26 protein-coding genes are annotated in these 24,304 nt (G+C 61.8%); 12 read left to right on the forward strand and 14 right to left on the reverse strand.

The window, feature by feature from the left end:
* The first annotated feature begins 105 nt into the window (after positions 1 to 105).
* Complete coding sequence (locus tag P0M12_RS10675; RefSeq protein ID WP_003942828.1) at positions 106 to 519, forward strand: hypothetical protein; 414 nt, start codon at positions 106 to 108, stop codon at positions 517 to 519.
* Between the two features lie 30 nt (positions 520 to 549).
* Here P0M12_RS10675 and P0M12_RS10680 read toward each other — a convergent pair whose 3' ends face one another.
* From P0M12_RS10680 to P0M12_RS10690, 3 genes are all read right to left on the reverse strand, one after another.
* Positions 550 to 1,824, reverse strand: a complete 1,275-nt coding sequence (locus tag P0M12_RS10680; protein ID WP_277377688.1) for an RNA polymerase sigma factor — start codon at positions 1,822 to 1,824, stop codon at positions 550 to 552.
* A gap of 2 nt (positions 1,825 to 1,826) precedes the next feature.
* Positions 1,827 to 2,255, reverse strand: coding sequence for a YciI family protein (locus tag P0M12_RS10685; RefSeq protein ID WP_007735729.1), 429 nt, complete (start codon positions 2,253 to 2,255; stop codon positions 1,827 to 1,829).
* Positions 2,256 to 2,416: 161 nt separating this feature from the next.
* Positions 2,417 to 3,010: a hypothetical protein gene (locus tag P0M12_RS10690; RefSeq protein WP_054188299.1), complete on the reverse strand. Its 594-nt coding sequence runs from the start codon at positions 3,008 to 3,010 to the stop codon at positions 2,417 to 2,419.
* Positions 3,011 to 3,103: 93 nt separating this feature from the next.
* Between P0M12_RS10690 and P0M12_RS10695 the strand changes: the two genes are divergently transcribed.
* Both P0M12_RS10695 and P0M12_RS10700 read left to right on the forward strand, forming a co-directional pair.
* Entirely contained in the window at positions 3,104 to 4,075 is a 972-nt protein-coding gene (locus P0M12_RS10695) for an alpha/beta hydrolase (RefSeq protein WP_277377689.1), read from the forward strand.
* 9 nt (positions 4,076 to 4,084) lie between these two features.
* The gene (locus tag P0M12_RS10700) at positions 4,085 to 5,164 is read left to right on the forward strand and encodes a helix-turn-helix domain-containing protein (RefSeq protein WP_232329945.1); all 1,080 of its coding nucleotides are present in this window, start codon (positions 4,085 to 4,087) and stop codon (positions 5,162 to 5,164) included.
* A 22-nt stretch (positions 5,165 to 5,186) separates the two neighbouring features.
* Here the strand turns inward: P0M12_RS10700 and P0M12_RS10705 are convergent, their stop codons facing one another.
* Complete coding sequence (locus P0M12_RS10705) at positions 5,187 to 6,086, reverse strand: LysR family transcriptional regulator (RefSeq protein WP_003943243.1); 900 nt, start codon at positions 6,084 to 6,086, stop codon at positions 5,187 to 5,189.
* Positions 6,087 to 6,226: 140 nt separating this feature from the next.
* On the opposite strand from P0M12_RS10705, the gene P0M12_RS10710 reads away from it, so the two are divergent.
* The 3 genes from P0M12_RS10710 to P0M12_RS10720 are packed head-to-tail and all read left to right on the forward strand — an operon-like array spanning position 6,227 to position 9,482.
* A complete protein-coding gene (locus P0M12_RS10710) occupies positions 6,227 to 7,633 on the forward strand; it encodes an FAD-binding oxidoreductase (protein WP_277377690.1) in 1,407 nt (468 codons plus the stop codon).
* A 14-nt stretch (positions 7,634 to 7,647) separates the two neighbouring features.
* On the forward strand, positions 7,648 to 8,289 hold the full coding sequence (locus P0M12_RS10715; protein ID WP_277377691.1) for a histidine phosphatase family protein: 642 nt from the start codon (positions 7,648 to 7,650) through the stop codon (positions 8,287 to 8,289).
* Positions 8,289 to 9,482 carry a winged helix DNA-binding domain-containing protein gene (locus P0M12_RS10720; protein WP_042448190.1) on the forward strand — a complete coding sequence of 398 codons (1,194 nt, stop codon included), beginning with the start codon at positions 8,289 to 8,291 and terminating at the stop codon, positions 9,480 to 9,482. Before P0M12_RS10715 ends, P0M12_RS10720 begins: the two co-directional genes overlap by 1 nt.
* Before the next feature lie 5 nt (positions 9,483 to 9,487).
* Here P0M12_RS10720 and P0M12_RS10725 read toward each other — a convergent pair whose 3' ends face one another.
* Genes P0M12_RS10725 through fepB form a run of 5 tightly spaced genes read right to left on the reverse strand, consistent with a single transcriptional unit; the run spans position 9,488 to position 14,318 of the window.
* Entirely contained in the window at positions 9,488 to 10,330 is an 843-nt protein-coding gene (locus tag P0M12_RS10725) for an SIP domain-containing protein (RefSeq protein ID WP_277377692.1), read from the reverse strand.
* A gap of 21 nt (positions 10,331 to 10,351) precedes the next feature.
* Complete coding sequence (locus P0M12_RS10730) at positions 10,352 to 11,176, reverse strand: ABC transporter ATP-binding protein (protein WP_003943123.1); 825 nt, start codon at positions 11,174 to 11,176, stop codon at positions 10,352 to 10,354.
* 25 nt (positions 11,177 to 11,201) lie between these two features.
* Entirely contained in the window at positions 11,202 to 12,257 is a 1,056-nt protein-coding gene (locus P0M12_RS10735; RefSeq protein WP_082900930.1) for an iron chelate uptake ABC transporter family permease subunit, read from the reverse strand.
* Positions 12,254 to 13,300, reverse strand: coding sequence for an iron chelate uptake ABC transporter family permease subunit (locus P0M12_RS10740; protein WP_257216729.1), 1,047 nt, complete (start codon positions 13,298 to 13,300; stop codon positions 12,254 to 12,256). Before P0M12_RS10740 ends, P0M12_RS10735 begins: the two co-directional genes overlap by 4 nt.
* 4 nt (positions 13,301 to 13,304) lie before the next feature.
* The gene (fepB, locus tag P0M12_RS10745; RefSeq protein WP_030537421.1) at positions 13,305 to 14,318 is read right to left on the reverse strand and encodes a Fe2+-enterobactin ABC transporter substrate-binding protein; all 1,014 of its coding nucleotides are present in this window, start codon (positions 14,316 to 14,318) and stop codon (positions 13,305 to 13,307) included.
* Between the two features lie 105 nt (positions 14,319 to 14,423).
* On the opposite strand from fepB, the gene P0M12_RS10750 reads away from it, so the two are divergent.
* Positions 14,424 to 16,040: an AraC family transcriptional regulator gene (locus P0M12_RS10750; RefSeq protein ID WP_277377695.1), complete on the forward strand. Its 1,617-nt coding sequence runs from the start codon at positions 14,424 to 14,426 to the stop codon at positions 16,038 to 16,040.
* On the opposite strand, the gene P0M12_RS10755 is transcribed toward P0M12_RS10750, so the two are convergent.
* Positions 16,028 to 16,405, reverse strand: a complete 378-nt coding sequence (locus P0M12_RS10755) for a VOC family protein (RefSeq protein ID WP_030537422.1) — start codon at positions 16,403 to 16,405, stop codon at positions 16,028 to 16,030. The two genes, P0M12_RS10750 and P0M12_RS10755, sit on opposite strands and share 13 nt — an antisense overlap.
* Before the next feature lie 100 nt (positions 16,406 to 16,505).
* Here P0M12_RS10755 and P0M12_RS10760 point away from each other — a divergent pair, with 100 nt between their 5' ends.
* The 3 genes from P0M12_RS10760 (at position 16,506) to P0M12_RS10770 (ending at position 18,116) form a co-directional block, all read left to right on the forward strand.
* The gene (locus P0M12_RS10760; protein ID WP_007735703.1) at positions 16,506 to 17,231 is read left to right on the forward strand and encodes a TetR/AcrR family transcriptional regulator; all 726 of its coding nucleotides are present in this window, start codon (positions 16,506 to 16,508) and stop codon (positions 17,229 to 17,231) included.
* Entirely contained in the window at positions 17,228 to 17,665 is a 438-nt protein-coding gene (locus tag P0M12_RS10765) for a hypothetical protein (RefSeq protein WP_007735701.1), read from the forward strand. Before P0M12_RS10760 ends, P0M12_RS10765 begins: the two co-directional genes overlap by 4 nt.
* A gap of 88 nt (positions 17,666 to 17,753) precedes the next feature.
* On the forward strand, positions 17,754 to 18,116 hold the full coding sequence (locus tag P0M12_RS10770; RefSeq protein ID WP_225320185.1) for a hypothetical protein: 363 nt from the start codon (positions 17,754 to 17,756) through the stop codon (positions 18,114 to 18,116).
* Positions 18,117 to 18,123: 7 nt separating this feature from the next.
* Here the strand turns inward: P0M12_RS10770 and P0M12_RS10775 are convergent, their stop codons facing one another.
* From P0M12_RS10775 to P0M12_RS10785, 3 genes are read right to left on the reverse strand one after another with little or no spacing between them, the layout of a single operon-like run.
* Positions 18,124 to 19,779: an AMP-binding protein gene (locus tag P0M12_RS10775; protein ID WP_233272432.1), complete on the reverse strand. Its 1,656-nt coding sequence runs from the start codon at positions 19,777 to 19,779 to the stop codon at positions 18,124 to 18,126.
* Positions 19,776 to 20,240, reverse strand: coding sequence for a MaoC/PaaZ C-terminal domain-containing protein (locus tag P0M12_RS10780; RefSeq protein ID WP_003943225.1), 465 nt, complete (start codon positions 20,238 to 20,240; stop codon positions 19,776 to 19,778). Before P0M12_RS10780 ends, P0M12_RS10775 begins: the two co-directional genes overlap by 4 nt.
* A gap of 14 nt (positions 20,241 to 20,254) precedes the next feature.
* Positions 20,255 to 21,625, reverse strand: coding sequence for an MFS transporter (locus P0M12_RS10785; protein ID WP_007735697.1), 1,371 nt, complete (start codon positions 21,623 to 21,625; stop codon positions 20,255 to 20,257).
* A gap of 228 nt (positions 21,626 to 21,853) precedes the next feature.
* Between P0M12_RS10785 and P0M12_RS10790 the strand changes: the two genes are divergently transcribed.
* Together P0M12_RS10790 and P0M12_RS10795 are read left to right on the forward strand one after the other, a co-directional pair.
* Positions 21,854 to 22,543, forward strand: coding sequence for a TetR/AcrR family transcriptional regulator (locus P0M12_RS10790; protein ID WP_007735696.1), 690 nt, complete (start codon positions 21,854 to 21,856; stop codon positions 22,541 to 22,543).
* Between the two features lie 38 nt (positions 22,544 to 22,581).
* Complete coding sequence (locus P0M12_RS10795) at positions 22,582 to 23,433, forward strand: PHP domain-containing protein (RefSeq protein ID WP_277377698.1); 852 nt, start codon at positions 22,582 to 22,584, stop codon at positions 23,431 to 23,433.
* A 298-nt stretch (positions 23,434 to 23,731) separates the two neighbouring features.
* On the opposite strand, the gene P0M12_RS10800 is transcribed toward P0M12_RS10795, so the two are convergent.
* Positions 23,732 to 24,259 carry a CinA family protein gene (locus P0M12_RS10800; RefSeq protein WP_277377700.1) on the reverse strand — a complete coding sequence of 176 codons (528 nt, stop codon included), beginning with the start codon at positions 24,257 to 24,259 and terminating at the stop codon, positions 23,732 to 23,734.
* Between the last annotated feature and the right edge of the window lie 45 nt (positions 24,260 to 24,304).

The following is a 24,304-nucleotide window of genomic DNA, read 5'->3' on the forward strand; positions in this document are numbered from 1 at the left end:
TACACAAATAAATCGTGCATTAATTAAACTCGAACTCCGTCAGGGGATTCTTGACAAAGTTCAACGGCGACTGTCAGGCTAGTCCTGACGAAAGGAGAACTTCTCATGGAAGACCTGATCGAACGCGCCCTGACCGCGAAGATCGAGACCGCCGCGATCACCACGGTCAACGCCGCGATCACCGAGGCCGGCACTCAGGCAGACAAGATTGTCGGAACAGATCCTTTACCTGGCAGCCCTGAGTGGGAGGCAGAACAGGACACCGACATCCCGGCGCAGCGTCAGATGGCGTGGCAGTTGGCCTGTTTCCGGATTCAGCTCGCCGCAGGTATCGATTCGACGGCAAGCGTCATGAGCCTGCGTAGATTCGGCGCAACATGGTCAACCATCGGCCGCGCAGCGGGAATGACCCGTCAGTCCGCGCATGAACGGTGGGGTCGACGTGTATCGGACATGCTCGATCCCTACGGAGTCGGGATGCCGCCCATGGTGCCCAATGATGATCCGACTCAGCCCTGACTATCAATCGCACGACTAACAATCGCGTCACTACCGATCCGGCAGCAGCGCATCGGCTTTCGCGACCAGCACAGCGCGCTCACGCTCGTTCTCGGCCAGACGAGCCGCTTCGAGGAGTTCGGTTCTAGCCTCCTCGGATCGGCCGAGCTGACTGAGCAACTCCCCCCGAACGCTGGGAAGCAGGTGGTAGTCGGCCAGTTCACCTGAAGCGACAAGCTTGTCGACGAATTCGAGCGCAGGGCCAGGACCGTATGCCATGGATACCGCCGCCGCATGATTGAGGTCGACCACGGGCGATGGCGCCAGTTGCGCCAGAGCCTCGTAGAGGATGACTATCTTCTTCCAATCAGTGTCTTCGAAAGTTGCTGCTCGCGCATGACATTCGGCAATCGCCGCCTGCAGGCCGTACGGGCCTCGTCCACGCCCGACGGCGTCAGCTCGTTCCAGCGCGGCAAGCCCACGCGAGATCTGTAGGCGATCCCACCTCGTCCGATCCTGGTCAGCCAGCAGGATGGGTTCACCGGTCGAGGTTGTCCGAGCGCCGAATCTCGAGGCTGTCAGCTCCATCAAAGCGACAAGGCCGTGTACCTCGGACTCCCTGGGGACCAATTCGGCGAGTATTCGCGCGAGCCGCAGAGCCTCAGCACTGAGCTCCGCCCGCATCCACTCGTCCCCGGAACTGGCTGCATAGCCTTCGTTGAACACCAGGTACAGCACTCCGAGGACCGCGCTCAATCTGCTCGAAAACTCTTCTCGCCCTGGAACTTCGAAAACCGCTTTCGAGGCGGTCAGCGCCTTCTTCGCGCGGACTATCCGCTGCTGCACCGTCGCCGTCGGCGTGAGGAACGCTTTCGCAATCTCTTCCGTGGTCAAACCGCCCACCACCCGAAGCGTCAACGCCACCTGCGCTTTTCGATTCAACACGGGATGGCAGGCGATGAACATCAGGCGAAGGACATCGTCGTCGATGCGGTCCGGATCCCAGCTGACGTCGTCGAAATGTGAAGCGTCGTTCTCGAGTTCACGCGCAAAGTGGGCGTAGCGCTCGTCCAACCTCTCACGTCGTCGCCACCCGTCGATCGCTCGTCGTGTCGCCACAGATGTCAGCCAGGCAGCGGGGTTTCTCGGAACCCCCGTCGCGGGCCACTGCTCGACGGCTTCGAGCAGAGCCTGCGCGGCCAGATCCTCGGCGAGATCAAGATCTCCGACGGTGCGAGTCAACGTGGCGACAATCTTCGCGGATTCGATACGCCAGACCGCGTCGACAGCCTTTCTCGTTTCTTCTCGCACCGCCTCGTCGGTCATGGTCAGCCTGCGACCGGACGATCGGTACCGAGCTCTTCACGCCAGCCTGCCTCTTTCTGGATGTACTCGTTGTCCTGATCGAAGTCCGACATCTCGCTCACGCGGCGTACCTCGAGCTTGCTTCCCGGCCCGAGCGGGCAGCGTTTCGCCCATTCCAAGGCTTCGTCTTTGGTCGACGTCTGAATGATCCAGAATCCCGAGAACAACTCCTTCGTCTCCCCGTACGGGCCGTCGGAGACCAGCGGAGGATCGGACTCGAAATCGACGATGAATCCCTCCTCCATCGCCAGTCCCTCACCGGCCAGCAAGACACCTGCCTTGATCAGGGACTCGTTGTACTGCCCCATCGCCGCGATGATCTCGTCGAAGTCCATGTCCTTGGATGCTTCGATAGCCTCATCGGTGGAACGCATGATCAGCATGTACTTCATGAGAATCTCCTTCGTTCGTGGACCGCTCTGTTCGGTCCCTCTGCTTACACGTCGAACGGCGCACTCACCGATCGACAAACTTCCGAAACAATTTTTCCGAGGACATAACCGCCGGTCGCGATACGCTGCCCACGGTATCGGCGGACGGGCCGTCGGGCCGGTCAGAAGTCGAGAAATCCCGGCACAACTTCGCGAACGAGCCCGGTCGCGTCAGAGCTCCCGTAGAAATACACCGACCCGTAACCGAATAGGTACTCCTCTACGAAATCGGGGTGGGACTCAGCAACCACCGGCCACCCCTCTTCGTTGATCTGGAACAGGAAGCTGTGTCCATCTGCCTCGACGGCATCGGCGTAGGACGGTTCGTTCTGAATGAGCACCGGTTGCGGAGCTATCAACACCAACGGCATCACCTCGTCGTCCGAGGGAATCCTGATCAACGCCGCGCTGCCAAGGCCCGCATGGCTGCCCGCCGATTCCGCACTTCGTGACGACGGCAAGTGCAGGACTGCCCTAACCCCGATGTCCGGGTATTCGAGGTCGTCGTCGCCGATGGAGAAACCTCGACGGATGAAGATCGAAAGCTCTCGCACGCCGAGCCACGGCGCCGTGTGTGCCTCGAGCGTCAGAAGGTACTCGTGCGACCGCAGAATCGCCTGACCAGCGAAAACCTGCGGAGGTCGTCCACCAATCCGTGCCCCACTTTTCGAATCGCTCGAACCCACCCCGAGATGTACCCTGTCCACCGGCGTCATCCTAGGGAGATCCGACGGGTGTCGGAGGGAGACTCTCCGATTTCCTACAATCCGCTGGTGACGTAGGCCACAATCAGGCTCGATGATGGGTGCATGACAACATTCCCGACTCTCGACCCCGAACTCGCCGCGGCACTCACCATGCTCCCGAAGGTGGACTTCGCTGACCTCCCCAACGCACGGGCCACCTACGACGCTCTGGTCGGCACCATGTTGGCCGACCTGTCATTCGACGGAGTCTCGCTTCGTGAACTGTCGGCACCCGGCCTGGACGGCGATCCGGAGGTCACGATTCGTTTCTTCACCCCGGACAACACTGCCGGCCCTGTCCCCGTTCTGCTCTGGATCCATGGCGGCGGATTCGCAATCGGCACCGCAGAATCCAGCGATCCATTTTGCGTCGAGGTGGCGCGGGAACTCGGATTCGCCGTTGCGAACGTGGAGTACCGCCTCGCCCCCGAAACCCCCTTCCCCGGCCCCGTCGACGACTGCTACGCCGCACTCCTCTACATCCACGCCCATGCCGAGGAGCTGGGGGTCGATCCACGCCGCATCGCAGTGGGAGGGCAGAGCGCAGGCGGTGGACTGGCCGCAGGCACTGTCCTCAAAGCCCGTGACGAGGGCGTTGTGCCCGTGGCCTTCCAATTCCTCGAAATCCCTGAACTCGACGACCGCCTGGCGACGGTCTCGATGACGAACTTCGTCGACACCCCCTTTTGGCACCGCCCTAACGCCATCCTGTCGTGGAAGTACTATCTCGGCGAGTCGTATTCCGGTCCCGAAGATCCTGACGTGTCCATTTACGCTGCGCCGTCCCGGGCTACCGACCTCACCGGCCTGCCGCCGACCTACCTGTCCACCATGGAACTCGACCCGCTCCGCGACGAAGGAATCGAATACGCCCTTCGGCTGCTGCAAGCGGGAGTCAGCGTCGAATTGCACTCCTTCCCCGGAACCTTTCACGGGTCGGCACTGGTCGCGACCGCCGCGGTCAGCGAAAGAGGTGCCGCCGAAGCCCTCACTGCGCTCAGGAGAGGGTTGCGTTCGCTCTCGCCGGTCTCGTAGCGTTGCGAGATGCAAGGACTGATGTACCGGCTTGCCGAGCTCGATGCAGACTCGGCAGGCCTGGTACGTGTCATCGATTACTTCGACGCCCTCGTGCGGCACGGCTCCGACACCGCGTCTTTGCTTCGTGCGAGCGCGCAGTTGGCGGACTGCGTCGTGGGTATCGAGATCGTCGAGCGCGGCAGAAGCAAGAAGAATTTGCGCCGTTGCGATCCGCGCGGCCGATGGTCACCCGATCCTCAGCTCCCACCGAGCATGACCAGAAACATTGCCGTAGACGACGAGGTTCTCGGAACGGTATGGATCGAACGACCCGGGGCCAGCTTGCCACTCGACGAAATGCTCGTCGACCGGATGGCCCTGACCGCAGCGATAATTCTGCAACCGCGACGCCTGCCTACCGAAGCCGAGCACACTCGAAATCTGTTGTTCCCGATGGACGAACTCGCGGTGCTCACCTCCTGCGCCGGTCTCGGTATCGAACCCCATACCCCAGTCCGTGTAATGGCAACCAAGGCAGTCTCAGGCACGGCCGAAGGTGCTGCACACCTTGTCATTTCGCCAGATTACAAACCTGGCAAAGCCACTGGGATAGACGCTGACGGCGAGTATCTGAATCTCGTGACGGGTTCGTTCGCGGCGACACCCGAGCTGTCCGAGGCCGCGCTGTCGTCATTCATTCGCGCCGGAATATCTTTGACTGCTCCCGCTTCCGAAGTGAGCACAATACTGAGCACTGCACGATTCGCTCGAGCACAGGCGTCGGCAACAACACCGATCGTGAACGCCGACGATCTCGGCGCCCTCAACCTCTTGGCGCCGGGACCACACATCGATCACTCGCGAATACCGGATCTGGTTCGTGCCGAAGAGATCGGCGATACCAAACAGGGGTTAGAACTACTCGAAACCTTGAGGTCATACCTGCAGTCCGGAACCTTGAGGGCCGCAGCAGATTCCATGCATCTTCACCACAGCAGCGTCGCGCACCGATTGGCGAAACTGTCCCAGCACGTCGGATTCCACGTCGATTCCATCGAGAACCGAGCACGCGCAACGGCCATGATGCTGGTCCTCGATGGCGGATAGGACCCACCGCGCATCACAGGTACTACGCAGTGGTTGACGATCTTTCGCGTTCAGCGAGCGCAACAAACGGCGCAAGCGCCGGATTCGGATTATCCGGCCGGTAGGTCACTGCCACGTCGAGAGTTGGTTGCTCACCGGCGATCTCACATAGATGGACACCCGGGATGCGGAGCATCCGCGCTCTGCCCTGGGGGATCGGCGCAATACCCACCCCGTCCGAGACGGCATGCAGCACCTGCTCGTCGTCGGCCTCGAATCGAACGATGCTGGGCGCCCCGTTTGGCCAAAGTTGTTCGAGCGTACGCAAATACATCCCCGGGGCGTTGGCCTCCGGCCAGAACACAACGGGGACGTCCACCAGATCTCCGAGTTCGAGCGTCGCTCGATCTCCGAACGGATGATCCACGGGAACAGCGACCAGGATAGGTTCGGTATCGAGGACGATCAGGGGAAGTTCTCGATCGTCTTCATCGAGCGGCGGGCGAACAACCGCGATGTCGACGGCTCCGGTTCGGACGAGGTCGACAGTCTGCGCCGAAGTGCCACGATGAACGACAACTTCGACGCCCGGGTAGAGCCTTCGATAGGTGCTGACCAGATCCGCGACTGCGCCGCCCGCCCACGAACGGGTGTACGCGATGCGCAGTTCTCCGTCCACACCGCGCGCGGCCAACCGAATTCGTTCGACAGCCCGGTCCGCACACCCGATCAAAAAGCGCGCCTCTCGTACCGCCACCTTGCCGGCTTCCGTGAAGGTGAACTGCGGACCCCGACGATCCACCAGCGGAACTCCGAGTTCGCGCTCGAGAACCTTGATCTGCTGACTGAGGGCCGATTGCGCGACGTGGACGTTCGCAGCGGCTCGAGTGAAGCTCCCATGATCCGACAGAGCGATCAGATAACGGGCACGCTGCAGGTTCATACGGCGATTATAAGAAAAACAGATGGTGGTGTCACTACTTGGTCTTGGACACGGCATCACCTGAGGTCGGAGGATCGAGTTCACGTTGATCCACCGTCTGTCTCCCGAAAATTGTCACCCGAACGATCACAAGGTTGCACATGAATCCCCGAGCACTCACTGAACCTGCAACAGACGCGAGGCTTCTCGACGCCCTCGCAGAGATCGTCGGCCACACGCATGTCCTTACCGATCCCGAACTGATCGAGGGCTACACACGTGACTGGACGGGACGTTGGATCGGCGACGCGATCGCGGTCATCCGCCCCGGCAACACCTCGGAAGTGTCTGCGGTTCTTCGAGCATGCTTCGACGCGGGGGTTCCCGTCACACCGCAAGGCGGCAACACCGGACTGGTCGGTGGTGGAATCGCCTCGACTGGGTCCGTGGTGCTGAGTACCAGACGTCTGGAAACGATCGAAGCCGTCGACCCCATCGGTCGGACAATCGCAGCCGGCGCCGGCGTGACCGTTGCTCGCGCCGACCTGGCCGCATCGGCACACGGTCTCCGCTTCGGAATCGATTTGGCATCAAAGGAATCCGCAACACTCGGCGGCATCGTCGCAACCAACGCCGGTGGGACGCGCATGGTCCGATACGGAAATACACGCGCACAGATACTCGGTATCGAAGCCGTGCTCGCGGACGGTTCGGTACTGAGTAGATGGACTCCACTCGTCAAAGACAATGTCGGATACGATATTCCAGGACTTCTTGCCGGCAGCGAGGGAACGCTCGCAGTCATCACCAAGGTCCTGATGAAGCTGGTCACCCCGGCGACCGACACCCAGGTCGTGCTCGCGGGTGTGCGCGACGTCGATCAAGCGCTTCATTTGTGTAATCGCGTGCGTCAGAGCGGATTGACCGTCGAAGCCGCCGAAATCATGACTGACGACGGCATCTCCCTCGTCTGCGCACACACCGATGCCCGTCGCCCGTTCGGCACCCCTTCACCGATGTACACACTCATCGAGGTGTCATCACCGCGCGAAACGGAAGAGTCGCTCCTCGAAGTACTCTCCGACTCTGCCGACCTCATCGAGGACGCGACGGTCGAGCCTGGGCCGGCTCGAAAACTGTGGACTCTGCGGGAAAGCCATACCGAAAGCATCAGCGCGTCGTCGACGACGCCGGTAGTCAAGCTCGACATCTCCGTCCCCTTGTCCGTGATGGGAATGTTCATCGACAACCTCCGAGAAAGCCTGGCACAACGATTCCCCCTCGTGCGGCCAATCCTGTTCGGGCACTTCGCCGACGGAAACATTCATGTGAACCTTCTGGATGCCGAGCCGAGGGTCGCACACGAACTGACCGATATGGTGTTCCGACTCGTCGCCGCCCACCATGGAAGCATCAGCGCCGAGCACGGGATAGGCCGCGCAAAGTCGCCGTGGATATCGCTGGGGCGCACTGAAACCGACATCGCCGCAATGCAGTTGATCAAATCCTCCTGGGATCCCCGTGGAATCCTCAATCCTGGAATACTGTTGCCGGAAAAAGTCGGGTAAGCAAGAGGGGTCTCATGCAGGATCTTTACGTCGTCACTCATCCTCATGCCGAACACACAGCGCAGGACATAGTCGGCGGTTGGCACAATTCGGTTCTCACCCCCGCTGGTCGGCGCGATGCAGGTTTGATCGCCGAAGCACTGAAACGACGACGCACCGGAACTTCGCGCGCGGTCCGCATCACCTCGTCCGACCTCGAACGGTGCACCGAGACATCCACGATCATCGCCCGGACACTCGATGCTCCGGCGACAACAGACACTCGATTGCGCGAAATCAGCTTCGGAGAAGCCGAAGGACGCCCGAACTCGTGGCTGGCCCAGCGGCAGGTCCCGGCCCCTGACAACAACCGCCTCGATCACCGTGGCCCCGTTGCCGGTGCCGAGACCCGCCGCGACATCGCAGCAAGGGTTCACGAATGCATGCGCGAACTGATGGACGATCTCGATCACGATCACATCGTCGTAACCCACGGCTTTGCACACACATTCGTCGTCTCCGCCTGGCTACAGATTCCCGTCGACGCCGCAGGATTTGCGACCTTCGCGACCACCCCGGGTGCAATCACACATCTCCGACACGACGACTACTGGCGCAACCGAACCCTCGTGCAACTAGCTGATACGACGCACCTGGACTGTGGCACGATGGCCTGATGCGCCATGTCTCCGACGACGAACGCCGTGCTCGCATAGGAGTACGTCATGCGCTGGAGCCAATGTTCCACGTCGATTCGCCGGAAGCTGCCACGCGGGCGATGACGGTACTGCACGCCACCGAGTCAGCGACGGTCTATCTGTCTTGCTGGGCGAGGGTTCGGTCCGTGGACGCCGCCGACGTCGACCGCGCCCTGTACGACCAACGCAGTCTCGTGAAGCAATTGGCAATGCGCCGCACACTCTTCACCTTTCCCCGCGACTTGCTGCCGGCCGCGTGGTCGAGTGCGTCCGCCCGCGTCGCGAACACCGAGCGGGCACGAATGGCCAAGGATGTCGTCAAGGCCGGACTCGCCGTCGACGGCAACGACTGGCTCGATCGCGCACGGACGGAAGTGCTGAAGTTGCTCACCGATAGGCCTGAAGGGCTTTCAGCGGTAGAGATTCGTCAGGCCGTGCCGATGATAGACGTCAAGGTCGAGGGTTCGGCAGGTGAAATCTGGTCGGCACCCAGGGTTCTCACGCATCTCGGGGCGACCGCAGACATCATGCGCGGCACCAACACCGCCCGCTTCCCCGTCTCACGCCCACTGTGGACTCTCACTCGACACTGGCTCGACGACGCCCCCTTCGATCTCGAATCTGCAGACGGCTATCGAGAAATGGTCCGCCGTTGGCTCTACACCTTCGGACCGGGCACGGAAGACGACATCGTCTGGTGGCTGGGCTCGACGAAGACGGTCGTCCGGGCAGCCCTCGCCGAACTCGACGCCGTTGCAGTCTCACTCGACGGAGGCGACACCGGCTGGTTGCTACCCGATGACGTCGCCACGGTGCCTGATCCAGGTCCTTGGGTGGCACTCCTACCGGTGCTCGACCCGACGGTCATGGGGTGGAAGAACCGTGACTTCTACCTCGGCCCGCACCGCAACCAACTCTTCGACACCCGCGGTAATGCCGGCGCCACCGCTTGGGTCGACGGTCGCGTCGTGGGGTGCTGGATCCAAGACGAAACCGGTGTGGTGCACGTCCGATTGCTCGAGACCGTGTCAGCGTCTGCGCGACGTTCTCTCGATGCCGAGGCGGCGCGCCTCACCGAGTGGCTGGGCGGCGTCAGAATCGGCACGGGGTACGTCTCACAGGCGATGAGGCACGACGTTCCCGAACCTCCCGCCGGCACTAGTTCCCGGTGATAGCGTCAGATACCGATTGCCAGATCGTCGATGTCTGCGAGCGTGCCGCCGTTTTCGAGGATGCTCGTGTAGTTCCGAAGTCGGTTCTGATCTATCTCGGTAGTGCTGACCCCTCGCTTCCAGTACCCGAAGACAACTACATCGTCCTTCGCCAGGCCGACTGTCTTGCGGAAATGCGCTCGAATGGCTCGCATCTCGTCCCGTTCCCCGGCACCCCACACCGCGTAGTCTCCTGGGTTATCGAGTTCGACGGCGTACTCGGCGAGGCCGTCTTCGACATGGTGCAGCTCGAGGCCGGGGATCACGGGTAGTTCCGCGAAAGCCTCGGCGCCACCGGTGGCGACCCAGCCGACGCCGGTCAGTCCCTCGGGCCACTGAAGCAGAATCGAATAGAGGGCAGGTATCGCGGTGTCGTCGGCGAAAAGTGCGACGCGGCGACCAGCGATCTCGGGAACGAGGAAATGCGGGCGAGGGCCGGTGAGCGAGAACGTGTCACCCACACGACGGTCGTCGGCCCACCTCATCATCGGGCTGGTGTGACCGTGCAGCACTACGTCGAAGGTCATCGAACTGCTCGGCGCGTTGCAGGTGCGCACCGTGTAGACGCGAGAGACATCGCCGTACTGCGGACCGAGCTGGATGCGAAATGCGACGTTGGGCCGCAACCAATTCGGGTCGTCCGCCGACGAAGTCAACTGGACGGCGATGCGCAAGATGCTCTCGGTCGGCCGTTCGACGCGTTCGACGACGGCAACCACGTCGTTGAGACCGCGGTCGTGGTCTTCTCCGCGTGGCGCCTTTGCCGACGCAGACGTTTCAGTTTCTTCAGGTCGAGATGCGGTAGTCATTGATATCTCCTGATCGGTGGTTCAGTTGTGGACGGGTAGTTGACTGACAGGTCTTCGATCACGCGGAACAACAAGTGGCCGTCCGGTTTCCGGGTCTTCGAGAACCAGCGCCTCGAGGTCGAAGACTTCGCGCAGTAACTCAGGGGTGAAGACGTCCGAGGCACTGCCCTGCATGACAATTTTTCCGGACCGCATGGCAACTACGTGCGTGGCATATCTGGCCGCGAGGTTCAGGTCGTGCAGGACCGCGACCAATGTTCGACCGGACTGGTGGAGTTGGGAACAGAGGTCGAGAACCTCGATCTGGTGTGCGATGTCGAGAAAGGTGGTCGGTTCGTCGAGCAACAACACCGGGGTGCGCTGCGCAAGCGTCATGGCGATCCATACCCGCTGACGTTGTCCCCCACTCAGCTCGTCCACCAATTGGTCTGCTGCATATCGCATTCCGACTTCATTCAGGGCCTCGGAGACAACATGCTCGTCTTCGGGTGACCACTGGCGCAGCATGCTCTGATACGGATATCGGCCGCGGGATACGAGGTCTGCGACACTGATCGCTCCAGGCGAGAGCGGGGACTGTGGCAACAGGGCGATTCGCCGGGCGACTTCTTTGGTTCGATAGGACCGAATATCGTTACCGTCGAGCACAACACGACCCGATCGAGGTGTCAGCATTCTGCCGAGCGCACGCAACAATGTCGACTTGCCGCACCCGTTCGGTCCGACGACGACGGTGAACCCTCCATCGGGGATCTCGAGACTCAACTCGTCCACGATGGTTCGATCGGCGTACCGTAGTTCGATCTTCTCGGCGCGCAGCCGCGATGTTGGGGTGGCAGTAGTCATGAATCTCTTTCGTAGCGAGTTTTTTTCAGGCCTGACGAGCGAGCAGCCAGATCAGATAGGCACCACCGAGCAGACTGGTGACAAGACCGACAGGAGTGCGGAGACCGACCTCGACCGCTTGCGCGATCAAGTCGGCGCCCGCCAGCAGAACTGCGCCTAGCAGGAAGGAAGTCGCGACAAGAACACCGCTGCGCCGTGCCAACCGTCGTGCGATCTGGGGAGCGGCGAGCGCCACAAATGCGATGGGGCCGGTGGCCGCGGTCGCCGCGCCGGTGAGCGCGACCGCAAGCAGAATGCCGGCAAATCGGTATCGCTCCACGGAGATCCCGAGCGAGGACGCTGCGTCGTCGCCCATCTCCATCATGGTGACGCGCCGGGACACCACGACGAGAGCAGGAACGAGAACACCGACGGCGATGGCAACACTGACCGCGTGTGGCCAACCGCGCCCGGTCAGCGAGCCGGCCGTCCACTGCTGCACAACGGTGGCGTCGTCGATATCCGCACGCACCACCAGGAACGACATCACGGCGCTCAGCATCGCGCCCACGCCGATACCGACCAGGACAAGTCGAAGACCGCCGCTGACGCCGTCTTTGCGTGCCAGCGCGTACACCAGAAGCGCCGTCAGCATGCCGCCGAGAACAGCGGCGCCCGCGGTCTGCAGTACCCCGCCTCCGAAGAAGACGATCTGAACCACGGCTGCAGTCGCAGCGCCGGTGGTGAAACCGATGATGTCCGGCGATCCGAGAACATTGCGCGAAAGCGTCTGGAAAACCGCGCCGGCCACACCGAGGCTTCCGCCCACACCGATCGCCGTGATCAGCCGCGGCAGCCTGCGATTCTGGACGGACCGAACCGCCGCTGGGGCGCCTTCGCCGTGCAGGGCACGCCATACTTCGCCCAAGGACAGATCCAGGGTTCCATACATCAGCGCGACAAACGAGAGCGCCGCCAATGCCGCACTGATTGTCACGGTTACGAACAGCACTCGCGGAACTATCCGCCACGAGTACGACCCGATTCGAACCACCCAACCGCGGAACAGCGGTGGAACCGGCTGTGCTGCAATCGCATTCACAGCGACGCCACCCGCCGCGAGCGCACGAGCGCAACAAACAAGGGGCCACCGAGCACCGCCACGGCGATCCCCGTCTGCAGATCTCCCGGCGCTGTGGCAACGCGACCGAGAACGTCGGCCAAGAGCAGAAATGCCGGGGCGACAACGAGCACGCACGGCAGAAGAAATCGCAGATCCGGCCCGACGACACCGCGCACGATGTGCGGTGCAGCCAGGCCCACGAATCCGAGCGGTCCAGCCGCCGCAGTGGCGGCCCCTGCCAGCAGGATGACTGCGACAGCGGATCCGACCCGTGCGGGTCCGGTGCTGGCACCGAGCCCTTTGGCGACATCCTCGCCGAGCGCGATTGCGTTGAGTGGACGAATCAGCAACAACGACAGAATGATACCGACGATGACGAAGGGCAGAACAGTGACGATCACGTCTCCGCCGCGGCCTTGCAACGAACCCACTGCCCAAAATCGGAACTGATTGAATGCGGCCTCGTTACTGATGAGAACCATGCTGGTGAGAGCCGTGATCGCCGTCGCAACAGCGGCACCGGCAAGCGCCATGCGCGCTGGGGTCGCGGCGCTGCGATGCGCCGACCCCAACATGTACACACCTACCGAGGCAACGGCCGCGCCGGCAAGCGCGAACCACAGATAGCCGCCGACCGAAGTCACCCCCAGATAGGCAATCGCAATCACGACTGCTGCTGATGCTCCGGCGTTCACACCGAGTAGTCCCGGATCGGCCAGAGGGTTGCGGGTGATCGACTGCATCAGCGCGCCGGCCAGTCCGAGCGCGGCCCCGACCACAAGCCCGAGAATTGTTCGAGGCAAACGTGATTCGATCACAATCAGGTGCTCGTTGTTACCGGCGTCGTAGGAAAGAACTGCATCGAGGACAGTGGAGACGGGGATGTTGCGTGAGCCGATGACGAGTCCGCCGACGGATGCCAGCACGATTACAACGATGGAGACGAGGACCAACAACCCCGCACGCGCGGCCGTCCCGGACCGCAGTGGCGCTTCGGTCCGGGACTGCGCAGAAACGCCCACGCGGTCATCCACCGAACGTAGACACCAGCGACTCGACCGTCTGCTTTGCACTGAAGTAGTCGAGACGGAAGGCTGCCGTTCCCATCGCGTATACCCGATCACCCTTGACCGCAGGTTGATTCGCAAGGAGCGGGTCGGCCGCGAGTTGCTTCTCCACGTCCTTGGGCCCCATCGAGACGGCAAACAGCGTCTGCGCCCCGTCTAGTGCGGCAGACATGTTTTCGGAGCTGACGATCGCGACGCCGGAGGCACCCCGCTTGTCCGGAGCGACAAACTGCTCGGCGGGCTCGGCATAGGTGAAGCCGAGCGAGGCCAGCAGATTGCCCTGCGGGCTGTCGGCTCGGAACGTCCAGACACCGTCGGCACCCATGTAGACCAGTGCCGTCACCGGCTGCTCGGGAAGTTTGATCTTCGCGGCTTGGGTGGTGACCCAGCTGTCGTATTCGTCGACGGTTTTGGCGGCCTCGCTCTCGAGTCCGGTGACAGTCCCGAGCTGATCAGCGAGCTCCTCCCAGGAGCTGGCGCCGTAGTCGAGAAGAACAGTGGGTGCGATGTCGCTCAGCTGTGAGTAGGCATCGAGTGTCGAGTCGCCGCCGTTAGCGGAGCCGATGATCAGATCGGGCTCGAAGGTCTCGATCGCGTCGAGGTCCAGCTCGAGATTTCGGTAGAGCACCGCGACGCCACGATCAGCCGCCACGCCCGACCACTGGGAGAAAAACCCCTGGTCATCGGTCATTCCCGACGGCGTTGTCGCCGCACTCGCGACCACCGGCGCTCCGATCGCAAGCAGCGTGCCGGTCAACGACGGCGAGGTGGACACGATCCGAGTCGGCTTTGCAGTGATCTCGGTACTACGGCCGCCGTGATCGACGGTGCGCGGCCAGCCCTCGGTGGCCCCGGAGGTTTCCTGGGTGCCCTCGGTTCCGGTGTCACTACCTGACGAATTCGAGCAGCCGGCAAGAGCGAGGGCGACGACCGCGGCGAGTACTGCCGCCGCCGGGCGTAGAGATCTGCGCATGAGTATGTGGCTTTCTGAAGATACGAGAGTGCGCCGCTGCGAACACAGTCGGCAGAGGTAAAGTTAGCCATACTTAAGTCGCAAGGGTTGTCCAGGAGCGCCAACGTGTTACCACTATCGGGAAGGTCGGACGCAATCGACTTGGGGCCGATCCGCGCCTGCCGCACCGAGCCAAGCATCGGCCGCTCACCGCTGTTGTTCTGGGTTCTCGCAGGTAGTGGACGCGTCAGGACCGGATCGACCGTCTACGAGGTGCCGGCGGGCGAGTTGTTGTGGATCCCGGCGGGCGTGCGATATTCGATGGAGACGGACTCGGATTCCGTCGCGTTTCCCATCCTGCTTCCGCCCTCGAACGGCGTCAGCGCCGGGCCGGCTACCGTGACGCGTCTGCGCGTTCCGCCCGGATGGGAAGACAGACTGATCCACGAGTTCGTTCACAACCTGGGCTATCTGCGCGGCGACGCTGCACACCCGTCGTCCTTGTTCGAAATGATTACCCGGGCCGACGACGGGGCCACCTCGCTGCCGCAATTGCCGCAATCACGGGAAGCGTTCGAGATCGCGCACGCCCTGTTGCGAACACCTGGCACCGACGACACCGAGGCACAATTCGCGAAGCGTGCCGGGATCAGCATTCGAACGCTCCAGCGGTACTTCGTGGAAGAAACCGGCCTCACCTTCACGCGCTGGCGGCTACGAGCTCGGATCGCCGCGTCGTTGGAGTACCTGAAGCAGGACCGCGAGATCGGTTGGATTGCAAACGAAGTCGGCTTCGAAACGGGCAGCGGATTCACGCGTGCGTTCCGGTCCCAGATAGGAGAGAGCCCGAGCGACTATCGCCGCCGGGCCCTCTCCGGTCCAACCGATCGCAGCGTGGACACCGACAACGATCAAGCATTGGTCCGCATGCTCGCAGAGACCAGGCAGCCCGGGGAAACAGCGCCGCCGATACCGGCCAATGCGACGTGGCCGCGCGTCAACGGCGCCCACGTCGCCGTGTGGGTCTACCGAGGCCAAGCCCGGGTGGACGTCGCGGACCGCAGCTGGGAACTGCGCACCGGAGAGGCCATGATTCTTCCTGCAGGCGTCCTCAATACCGTCACGGTTCCGACTGGTTCACTGCTTCTGCCGCTCGGCTTCCGTTCCTCGAACGGGTCGACCGTATCTGCCGACGCCCTCGAGACCGTGCAGTTCTCCCCCGCTGACGAGTTGGCATTGCTGCACACTTTCGTCGCCGCCTACACGCCCTTGCGCCCGCGCGGCCACGACAGCGCCATGGCATTCGACATCATCGCCACCGGCCCTCTTGCACAACCGGTTTCGAACACCTCGCCCGCCGCTTCGATTGCCACACGACTGGCAGCGACGACCGCCGCCCGCCCGGCCGACCCTCGCACTCTGGACGAGTGGGCGCAAGAGTTCGGTACTGACGCGGCCAGGCTGCGCCGGGAGTTCCGTATCGAAACCGGCACCACGTATCCGCAGTGGCGATCGCTTTCACGGATGACCCAGGCACGCACCCAACTCCAACTCGGGGTTGCACCCGGCACGGTGTCGAGGAACCTGGGTTACGCGCACCTGCCCGCATTCAGCCGAGCGTTTCGCACTGCGCACGGGATCTCACCGCAGCGCTTCCAAGCCCAGTCCGTCGAACGCGCCCTCTGGTTACGTTCTGTGCCGCGCGCCGCGGAGCCGAGCGCTCGGGTTCTTCACACCCACTGAACGAGTTGCCACACGATTCCGTTGGCGTCGACGAACTGGCAGTAACGCTCACCCCACGGTTCCGTCTCCGGTTCGGTGACGACGGAGGCACCTTCAGCAGCGATGCGGGCGAACTCGGCGTCGACATCGTCGACCACGAATGCAATGAGCAAGCCTTGACCGGCCGGACCTGCGACGAAGTCGGGCTTGAACGTCCCGAGCCCGGTGCGCAGGAAGACCACGTTGACCCCGGCATCCGGATGATTCAGGGAAACGAAGCCGTCATCGGCCATGGCCTCGGTGAAACCGAAATGGGTTTTCGCGAAGTCTGCCGATGCGTCGGTGTCGGCGACGTTCAAGGACAGAGCAGTGCTGGTGATTTTCATCGTGGGCCTCCCATGATCGATAAACCTTATGCAGTGCATACAGTATGCACTGTATAAGGTATACCACCGTTGAGGTATTCCCGATTTCTGGAGACGACTGATGGCACGCGAACTGATCGACCTGCTCTGGCGCGATCACCCCCTCGCGCCGAAGGGTGGCACCCGCGGCCCGCGAGCGAAGGTCACCACCTCACAGGCGGTCGACGTCGCGATCTCCGTCGCGAATACCGACGGCCTCGACGCCGTGACGGTCCGCCGATTGGCCGCCGAACTCGGAATCTCGGGCATGGCGGTGTACACCCACGTCGGATCCCGCGACGATCTGCTGGTGCTCATGGTCGACGCCGTACACGGACACAGCCCACTCCTGCCGTACGGGAACATGACCTGGCGCCAACGTGTGCGTCGGGTCGCTGAGGAAGAACTTGCCCTCTATACGGAGCATTGGTGGCTCCTGGACATCTCCGATCAGCGCTCCGCGTTGGGTCCGGGAACTATCGCGAAGTACGACCACGAACTTCACGCCTTCGACGGCACGGGACTGAGCGACATCGACCGGGACTCCGCCCTGACATTTGTCGCCGACTTCGCCCGATCCTCGGCGCAAGCGCGGCGCCCTGACCCCCGAGCAGCCGACATGGCCGAGGTGTGGTCGTCCTGGAACCAGCGTCTGGCTGCTTATCTCGGCGACGACTTCCCGCTGGCGCAGCGAGTCGGAGGGGCGGCCGGCGAGGCCAAGAACTCCCCGTACAGCCCCGAGGCGGCCTGGGAGTTCGGGCTGGACCGGGTACTGGACGCCCTGGACGGCCTCATTCACATCGAATGACATTCCTGCAATTCGTGGGAGACAATGTGTCCGTGCAGCGTTTCGGTTGGTCTCGACGGTCCGACGGCGACCCTTCGGTGTTCGAACCGCGAGAGCTGTTGCACGCCTACGAGAATCGATCGACTCGAGAGGTACGAGATTCCGGCGAGCTTCTCATCGAGATTCCGCTGAGCGACGCGAGCATCGTCGAGATCACCGTTCTTGATGCCTCTGCGGGCTGGATCGACTCCCGCGTGCGAGGACTCTGCAGTTCCCTGGACAAGATCGACCGCCGGGCTCAACGCGTACTTCGAGGGGGATTCAGCATCGGCTGGATCGAACTCGAATCGGAGCGCCACGGCGTCATCGACTACTGGGAAAACGGGGTCAACAACGAATACCCCATCTCCATCGTGTGGAATGGAAACTCCTGGGAAGAAGCGGCAACCACCTAGCCTCGAAATCAGCGGAATACATCCGCGAAGACGGGGTAGACGAGTACATACCAGCGGCACATCGACTCAACTCCAGGCGTGGTGGACAATGTTTCTCAGCGACCAGTCAATTCGTCACCACACCCGCCGTTTCGGAGCAGCTCTGTCGCCTTCACACAAGTGGCCTCCGCCCACCGAAACACAGCGCATCGCACGCTGGAGTGAGCGGTCTGAGATGCTCGGCGCGCTGTCGGTACTCCTGTTCTGGGCTTTCGGCTTCGGCATCCTGCTGGGCGTCGGCGCGATCACAACAGGAATCTTCGCGCTCCGACGTCACCCGAAGAAGTCTGGCGGGCATCTGCTCTCGAATGCCCGCCAGCTGCCATGGGATGCAATAGTCGGCCTCTTCACCGGATTCATCGGTCTGGCACTGAGCGGCTGGTTCTTCGTCGTGGTCCTACCCAACATGTAGCCCTCTGCTAGCCGAGTCCGTTCGCGGAGGTGGCCAGCGCTCGGAGTTCACGTCGGAGGATCTTGCCGGTAGTGGTGAGCGGCAAGCTGTCGATGAACGTGATCTCCCTCGGGTACTGGTAGAAAGCAAGGCGACTTTTCACGTGGGTCTGCAACTCCTGACGGAGCTCCTCCGAGGAGTTCGACCCCTCGGACAGTACGACAAAAGCGTGAACCGCTTCGCCGCGCAACGGATCCGGAACACCGATGACACCTGCCATGGCTACCTCGTCGTGCGAGAGCAGGCACTCTTCGATCTCTCCGGGGCCGATTCGGTACCCCGCGGACGAAATGACGTCATCGGCACGTCCCTGGTACCAGAAGTTCCCGGCGTCATCAGTCCGACCCAGATCACCGGTGTGAATCCAACCGTCGTACACCTTTTCATCGGTCTTCGACGGCTGGTTCCAATATCCGAGGAACTGTCCGGGGTTGCCTGCCTTCACACAGATCTCGCCTACCTCACCAATCTCGACCGGCTCGCCGAGTGGATCGAGGAGGGTGACTTCGAAGCCGGGGAAGGCGCGGCCCATCGAACCGCTGGCGGGACTCCACTTCGACCGCGACGTGCCGATGGTCAGATTCATTTCCGTCTGCCCGTAGAACTCGTTGACAGCTACGCCGAGAGTGCTCGCAACCCAGGCTTGCAGCGCGTCACCGAGTGCCTCACCACCGGTTCCCAATGCCCGCAGCTGAATACCACGCGCAGCAGTCTTGTCGACGCCGATGCTTCGCATCTGCTTGAGGGCAGTGGGAGGAATGAAGGCGCCCGTCACCTTGTGACGGCTCAGAATCTCGACCGCACGCGAAGGCGTGAATTTGTCGGGCGTCGCAACTACGGGGCACCCCAACGCAAGTGCGGGGAACAGTACGTCGAACAAACCACCGATCCAGGCCCAGTCTGCCGGCGTCCAGAAGACGTCTCCCAGCTGCGGAGCATTGTCGAACGCCGTCCGCATACCGGGCATGTGCGCCAGGAGAATTCGGTGCCCGTGGAGCGCGCCTTTCGGATTCCCGGTCGTCCCTGAGGTGTAGATGATGATGGCATGTGAATCGGGGCCCGTGGCTACCAGTTCACTACTTTCTGCGGCATCGTCGACGAGGCTGTGGAAATCGAGGATTTGCACGGGCGTCGAATCGGAGAGCCGATCGAGCCTTCCGACCACGATTACGGCTTCGAGACCCGGCATCTCACCGATTCCGTCGGCAACTCTTTCATAGCAGTCCTTCTCGACCACAAGAACTTTCGCGCCGGAGTCACGCATCCGATGTACTAACGCATCCGATCCGAACTTGACCGAAAGTGGAACGGTGACCATTCCGGATCGGAAGGCGCCCAGATGTGTCGCCAGAACCTCGATTCCCTGTGGGACCATCACACCGACGCGATCGTCTGAGACCAGGCCGAGATCCGCGAGCACGGTCGCGAACTTTCGGCTCATCGTGGCGACTTCACCGAATGTGTACCGCGCCCAGTGCCCACCGGTGTCTACGACGAGGGCCAGATCATCGGGATTCTGTACATCGACACATGCGTGCGCAATGTTGAAGTGCTCTGGCACAGCCCATTCGAAGTGTTCTGCTTCGAGGTCCTGCCACCATGACATATGCCGCCGAGAACTCACCGAGCACCCACTTCGAGGTCGAGGGAATGGGTCTCGCCTACCAGGAATGAGAATTCGCCGGAGAAGACAAGGTCTCCGTCTTGGTTGACGAGTGAGCCTTTCGACGTCACGATCGCGGTCTCACCGTCCGAGCGAGGGCGCACCGACAGCACTTCCGACACCGCATGCACCGAGTCGCCGAGGTAAGTCGGCCGGTGGAATCTGACCTGATCGAGCCCGTAGAAGCACTGCAGGTAACGGGGGTCCAACTCCACCAGACCGAGCAAGGTGGACAACATGAGGGCACCGTGGGCGATCTGGCGACCGAAGCGCGTCTGCTGCGCGTAGTCGGGGTCGAGGTGAAGGGGATGGCGGTCCCAGGTGAGGTCGGCGAAACTTCGCACATAGTCTTCGGTGACGACCCGCGGGTCCGTCACCGCAATGTCTCCGACAGAGATCTCTTCGAAACTCTTTGTGATCATTGAAGTTTCCTCTATTAGTTGACAACCGTGGAGCGTTGATCGACCGGCGGCAGATACGCCCCGTTGTCATCGATGTACATGTCGCGACTTCCTTCGTCGAGGTCGGTGTCACGGACGAAGTAGACGCTGATCAGCGAAATAACAGACAGGGCAGCGATATACACAGCGACCGCAAGCGATCCACCGGTTGCGCGAACCAACATGGCGGCAACCATCGGCGCGATTGCACCACCCAAGAGCACCCCGATCTGAAAAGCGATGGACGCTGCGCTGTACCGCACCCGTGCGTCGAACAGTTCCGCGATGAACGTCGCCTGCGGCCCGTACGAGATGCTGAGCATGAATGCGCCGACTGCCAATGCGCCGGTGGTGATCCAGAAGTTGCCGGTATCTATCGCGGCGAATGCAACGAAGACCCACACTCCCATGCCGGTGATGCCGACCATCAGGATCCGGCGTCGGCCGAATTTTTCGGACAGTTGACCGAAGATCGGAATGAAGATGACTGCAACGAGCGCGGACACCATGACCGCTCCGAGCATGAGGTTTCCGGACAGCAGATCGAACTGATCGGCGTAGGTCAGGCTGTAGGTGTTGAGGATGTAGAAGTAAGCGCCCGTGCTGATCATCGAACCTGCGGCAAGAATGATTTGACGAGGGTAGTTCTTGAACGCGTCGACCATAGGAATCTTGACCGCAGTGTTCTGCTGCTTCACGCGAGCGAATGCGGGAGTCTCTTCCAACGCGGTGCGAATGTAAAGCCCGACGGCGACCAACGCGATACTCAGCAGGAAGGGAATTCTCCACCCCCACACCAGGAATTGGTCCCCGGTGAGCGCCTTGGTGCCGAACATGACGGCCGTCGCCAGCAGAAGGCCAGCAGGCACACCGACCTGCGGCATACTGCCGTAGAAACCGCGGCGGTTCTTGGGTGCGTATTCCACAGCAGTCAGAACTGCACCGCCCCACTCACCCCCGACGCCGAAGCCCTGAATCAGTCTCAGCAATACGAGAAGAATCGGGGCCCACACACCGATCTGGGCGGAGGTCGGAAGGACGCCGACCAGGAACGTCGCTGCTCCCATCAAGAGAAGTGCGAGCACCAAGACCTTCTTGCGTCCGATGCGGTCGCCGAAGTGGCCCATCACAACACCGCCGAGTGGCCGCGCCAGGAAGCCGACCGCGAAGGTGGCGAAGGAAAGAATTGTCGCCAGCGCGGGGTCTGCGCCCGAAAAGAACAGCGGCGCAAAGACCAACGCGGCGGAGGCGCCATAGATCTGAAAGTCGTACCACTCGATCGTGGTGCCGACCAGAACCGATCCGGCCACACGCCGCAGGGCAGGCCTGTCGACAGTTGCGGGAGATGGGGGATTCGCGTCGTTCATGTCATTGCTCCTTGTATGGAGTGCCCTGTTAGCTCTCGCACCGAGAGGGAGGCTCGACAAGGAGACTATGCAGTGACCCAGGGCACAGTCAAGCGTATTTCAATCGATCGATTGATTAGTTGGGATGCAATTTGCCAGTACACAAACAGCTATCAATCGACTGATTGACAGCCGGTCGATTTCGGCGGCGATGCTAGCATGATTGGGCAACCAACCGAAATGAGGATCATGGACCTGGGGCGCGTTCAACGGGCGGCAGTCACGCTGTTCGCGACGAAAGGATTCGCCGCCACCGGCATTCGTGAGCTCGGAGCCGAAGCCGGCATCAACTCGGCAACGCTCTACCACTACGTCGGCAGCAAAGAGTCACTGTTGGCCTCGATCATTCGGTCTTGCCTCGACGAGCTGACGCAGTCGGGAGAGCGGGCAATGCGCCGAAGCGCCGATCCCGTAGTCCAGCTCGCCGGCCTGGTGTCGTCACACGTCGGCATTACCGCCGTCAACCAACTGACTGCCCGCGTCGCCGAGTACGAGATGCGCGGGTTGACCGGAGACAACCGCATCGAGTTGCAGACCCTGCGCGACGAGTACGAGCAACTTTTCGGACAGATCCTCGAACGCGGACAACGCGTGGGCGCCTTCGACATCGAAGATCTGGCATTGAGCCGGCTCGCGATACTCGAGATGTGTACCGGGGTCGCGCATTGGTACCGGCCCGGTGGGCGTCTCGAGTTGGAAGATGTCCAGCGATTCTTCGTCAGCACCACGTGCAAGCTTCTGTCGGTTCCGTCCGACGAACTGCACGGTGTGGAGTTCATTCACGACGTCCGAAAGCTGGACAGCGAGCCCGAGACTCAGTCCTCCGAGATCTGGGGAACCACTGCACAGAGCGAATTCGCGCGACAGTCCGAGCTTTAACCGCCCCCCGAAACTCCCGGCTCTGGTACGAACTGAACATGCAACTACCCGCGGACAGTCATGTTCACAGCGAGTGGTCGTGGGACACCGGCGGACCGCTGTCGCACGCATCCGGACGAATGCAACAAACTTGCGCGCGTGCCGAAGCAATCGGATTGCCGGCGTTGGTGTTCACCGAGCATCTCGACTTCGATGCTCGGTGGCGCACAACCGCCGCAGATCTGATGCCCCATCAACATCACCTGCTGAGCACCGACGGCTATGTCCGCGCACCGATCCTGGACGTCGACGGCTATCTCGACAGCATCGAACGATGCCGACACCGTTTTCCTGAATTGCGGATACTCACCGGCGTCGAGTTCGGACAACCGCACCTGCACGAAGCGCAGGCGTCGCACCTCCTTGATCTCGGTGTCATCGACCGGGTAGTGGGTTCCTTGCACACGCTTGAGGTCGGCGACGATCGGAGTGAACCGAACACTCTGTTTCGAAAGTGGAGTGCCGACGAAGTCATGTGGGCATACCTCGATGAGATCCCGCGTATGGTGGCTGGCTCTCGGACCTTCGAGGTGTTCACCCATATCGACTACGCGGTGCGTGCATGGCCGATCGAAAGTGCCGGACCTTTCGATCCCCGTCGATTCGAAGAGGGATTCCGAAATGCGATGCGCGCCATCGCCGACAGCGACCGGATCCTCGAGATGAACACCCGTCGGCTGTTGCCCTGGATACCCCAATGGTGGAGCGAAGAGGGAGGTAAAGCGGTGACATTCGGCAGCGATGCACATGTGCCCGAAGCTCTGGCAGCCAATTTTCCGGAAGCGACCGCGATGCTCGCGCACTACGGATTCCGTCCGGGTCAACGTCCCGAAGAGTATTGGACCCGCTGATCCGCCTGACTCCCAGACCGATATTTCCGTGAACTCGGGTTGTCGGAGACGGATCAACCCGCAATAGTCGATGTATGGATCGGTACAAAATCACGATGCCCGACGGCTCTTCGACCGAGGAACCTTTCAATTCCGACAAGGAAGCAATCACTTGCGCAGTGGATGCGAACCGAGGAGTCAGCAAGAACCTCGTAGTCGAAAAATACACGGCCGACGGTCATCTGGTTCCAACCGCGCAGGCGCCTGCGAAACACACAGGTCGTCACAAGAAGAACCGTTCGAAGAGTTGAAAACTCGACTAGTTCACAACTCTCGAACTCGGTGTGTGGCGACCGGATGCGTGACGCAGAAGTAGTTGGATCGCGTGCTCGACAGTTGCACCGAGGACAGCTTCGGGGTCGCCCGAGAAAACCTGCTTCTCCGTTTCGGCGGTCCCATGGTCGACGACTCCGAACCACACAGTTCCGGGTCGAACGTTCTCCTGGGTATCAGGACCGGCTTCACCGGTGACGGCCAGCGCCAGCGACGCACCCATCAGTGTGGCGGTGCTGTGCGCCATGACCCGGGCTGCCTCTTCGCAGACCACTGGCCCGTCCGGAACATGAAGTACGGAATGTTTCACCTCGCGGGTGTACGCGACGATCCCACCACAAAACCACGATCCGGCGTCCGGCGCCTTTCCCAGATGTGCGGCGATGTTCCCGGCAGTCAACGATTCCGTCGTCGCCACCGACAGACCGTGTTCCTCTACTGCCGCAGCCAATTGCCTGCACATATCGTCGAGATCCTTGTCCGACGGAAGCTCGGGTCGTGGATCGCCATTCATATGTTCCTCCTCCTGCAGTCCGATCGGTGACTTCGACAAGACACT

The sequence above is a fragment of the Rhodococcus sp. RCBS9 genome (assembly GCF_029457415.1).
Taxonomy (GTDB): Bacteria; Actinomycetota; Actinomycetes; order Mycobacteriales; family Mycobacteriaceae; genus Rhodococcus_F; species Rhodococcus_F qingshengii.

Excerpts from the sequence above, each read along its gene's own strand:
- P0M12_RS10675 (WP_003942828.1), top strand. The coding sequence starts at position 106 with ATGGAAGACCTGATCGAACGCGCCCTGACCGCGAAGATCGAGACCGCC.
- P0M12_RS10680 (WP_277377688.1), bottom strand. The coding sequence starts at position 1,824 with ATGACCGACGAGGCGGTGCGAGAAGAAACGAGAAAGGCTGTCGACGCG.
- P0M12_RS10685 (WP_007735729.1), bottom strand. The coding sequence starts at position 2,255 with ATGAAGTACATGCTGATCATGCGTTCCACCGATGAGGCTATCGAAGCA.
- P0M12_RS10690 (WP_054188299.1), bottom strand. The coding sequence starts at position 3,010 with ATGACGCCGGTGGACAGGGTACATCTCGGGGTGGGTTCGAGCGATTCG.
- P0M12_RS10695 (WP_277377689.1), top strand. The coding sequence starts at position 3,104 with ATGACAACATTCCCGACTCTCGACCCCGAACTCGCCGCGGCACTCACC.
- P0M12_RS10700 (WP_232329945.1), top strand. The coding sequence starts at position 4,085 with ATGCAAGGACTGATGTACCGGCTTGCCGAGCTCGATGCAGACTCGGCA.
- P0M12_RS10705 (WP_003943243.1), bottom strand. The coding sequence starts at position 6,086 with ATGAACCTGCAGCGTGCCCGTTATCTGATCGCTCTGTCGGATCATGGG.
- P0M12_RS10710 (WP_277377690.1), top strand. The coding sequence starts at position 6,227 with ATGAATCCCCGAGCACTCACTGAACCTGCAACAGACGCGAGGCTTCTC.
- P0M12_RS10715 (WP_277377691.1), top strand. The coding sequence starts at position 7,648 with ATGCAGGATCTTTACGTCGTCACTCATCCTCATGCCGAACACACAGCG.
- P0M12_RS10720 (WP_042448190.1), top strand. The coding sequence starts at position 8,289 with ATGCGCCATGTCTCCGACGACGAACGCCGTGCTCGCATAGGAGTACGT.
- P0M12_RS10725 (WP_277377692.1), bottom strand. The coding sequence starts at position 10,330 with ATGACTACCGCATCTCGACCTGAAGAAACTGAAACGTCTGCGTCGGCA.
- P0M12_RS10730 (WP_003943123.1), bottom strand. The coding sequence starts at position 11,176 with ATGACTACTGCCACCCCAACATCGCGGCTGCGCGCCGAGAAGATCGAA.
- fepB (WP_030537421.1), bottom strand. The coding sequence starts at position 14,318 with ATGCGCAGATCTCTACGCCCGGCGGCGGCAGTACTCGCCGCGGTCGTC.
- P0M12_RS10755 (WP_030537422.1), bottom strand. The coding sequence starts at position 16,405 with ATGAAAATCACCAGCACTGCTCTGTCCTTGAACGTCGCCGACACCGAC.
- P0M12_RS10760 (WP_007735703.1), top strand. The coding sequence starts at position 16,506 with ATGGCACGCGAACTGATCGACCTGCTCTGGCGCGATCACCCCCTCGCG.
- P0M12_RS10765 (WP_007735701.1), top strand. The coding sequence starts at position 17,228 with ATGACATTCCTGCAATTCGTGGGAGACAATGTGTCCGTGCAGCGTTTC.
- P0M12_RS10770 (WP_225320185.1), top strand. The coding sequence starts at position 17,754 with ATGTTTCTCAGCGACCAGTCAATTCGTCACCACACCCGCCGTTTCGGA.
- P0M12_RS10780 (WP_003943225.1), bottom strand. The coding sequence starts at position 20,240 with ATGATCACAAAGAGTTTCGAAGAGATCTCTGTCGGAGACATTGCGGTG.
- P0M12_RS10785 (WP_007735697.1), bottom strand. The coding sequence starts at position 21,625 with ATGAACGACGCGAATCCCCCATCTCCCGCAACTGTCGACAGGCCTGCC.
- P0M12_RS10790 (WP_007735696.1), top strand. The coding sequence starts at position 21,854 with ATGGACCTGGGGCGCGTTCAACGGGCGGCAGTCACGCTGTTCGCGACG.
- P0M12_RS10795 (WP_277377698.1), top strand. The coding sequence starts at position 22,582 with ATGCAACTACCCGCGGACAGTCATGTTCACAGCGAGTGGTCGTGGGAC.
- P0M12_RS10800 (WP_277377700.1), bottom strand. The coding sequence starts at position 24,259 with ATGAATGGCGATCCACGACCCGAGCTTCCGTCGGACAAGGATCTCGAC.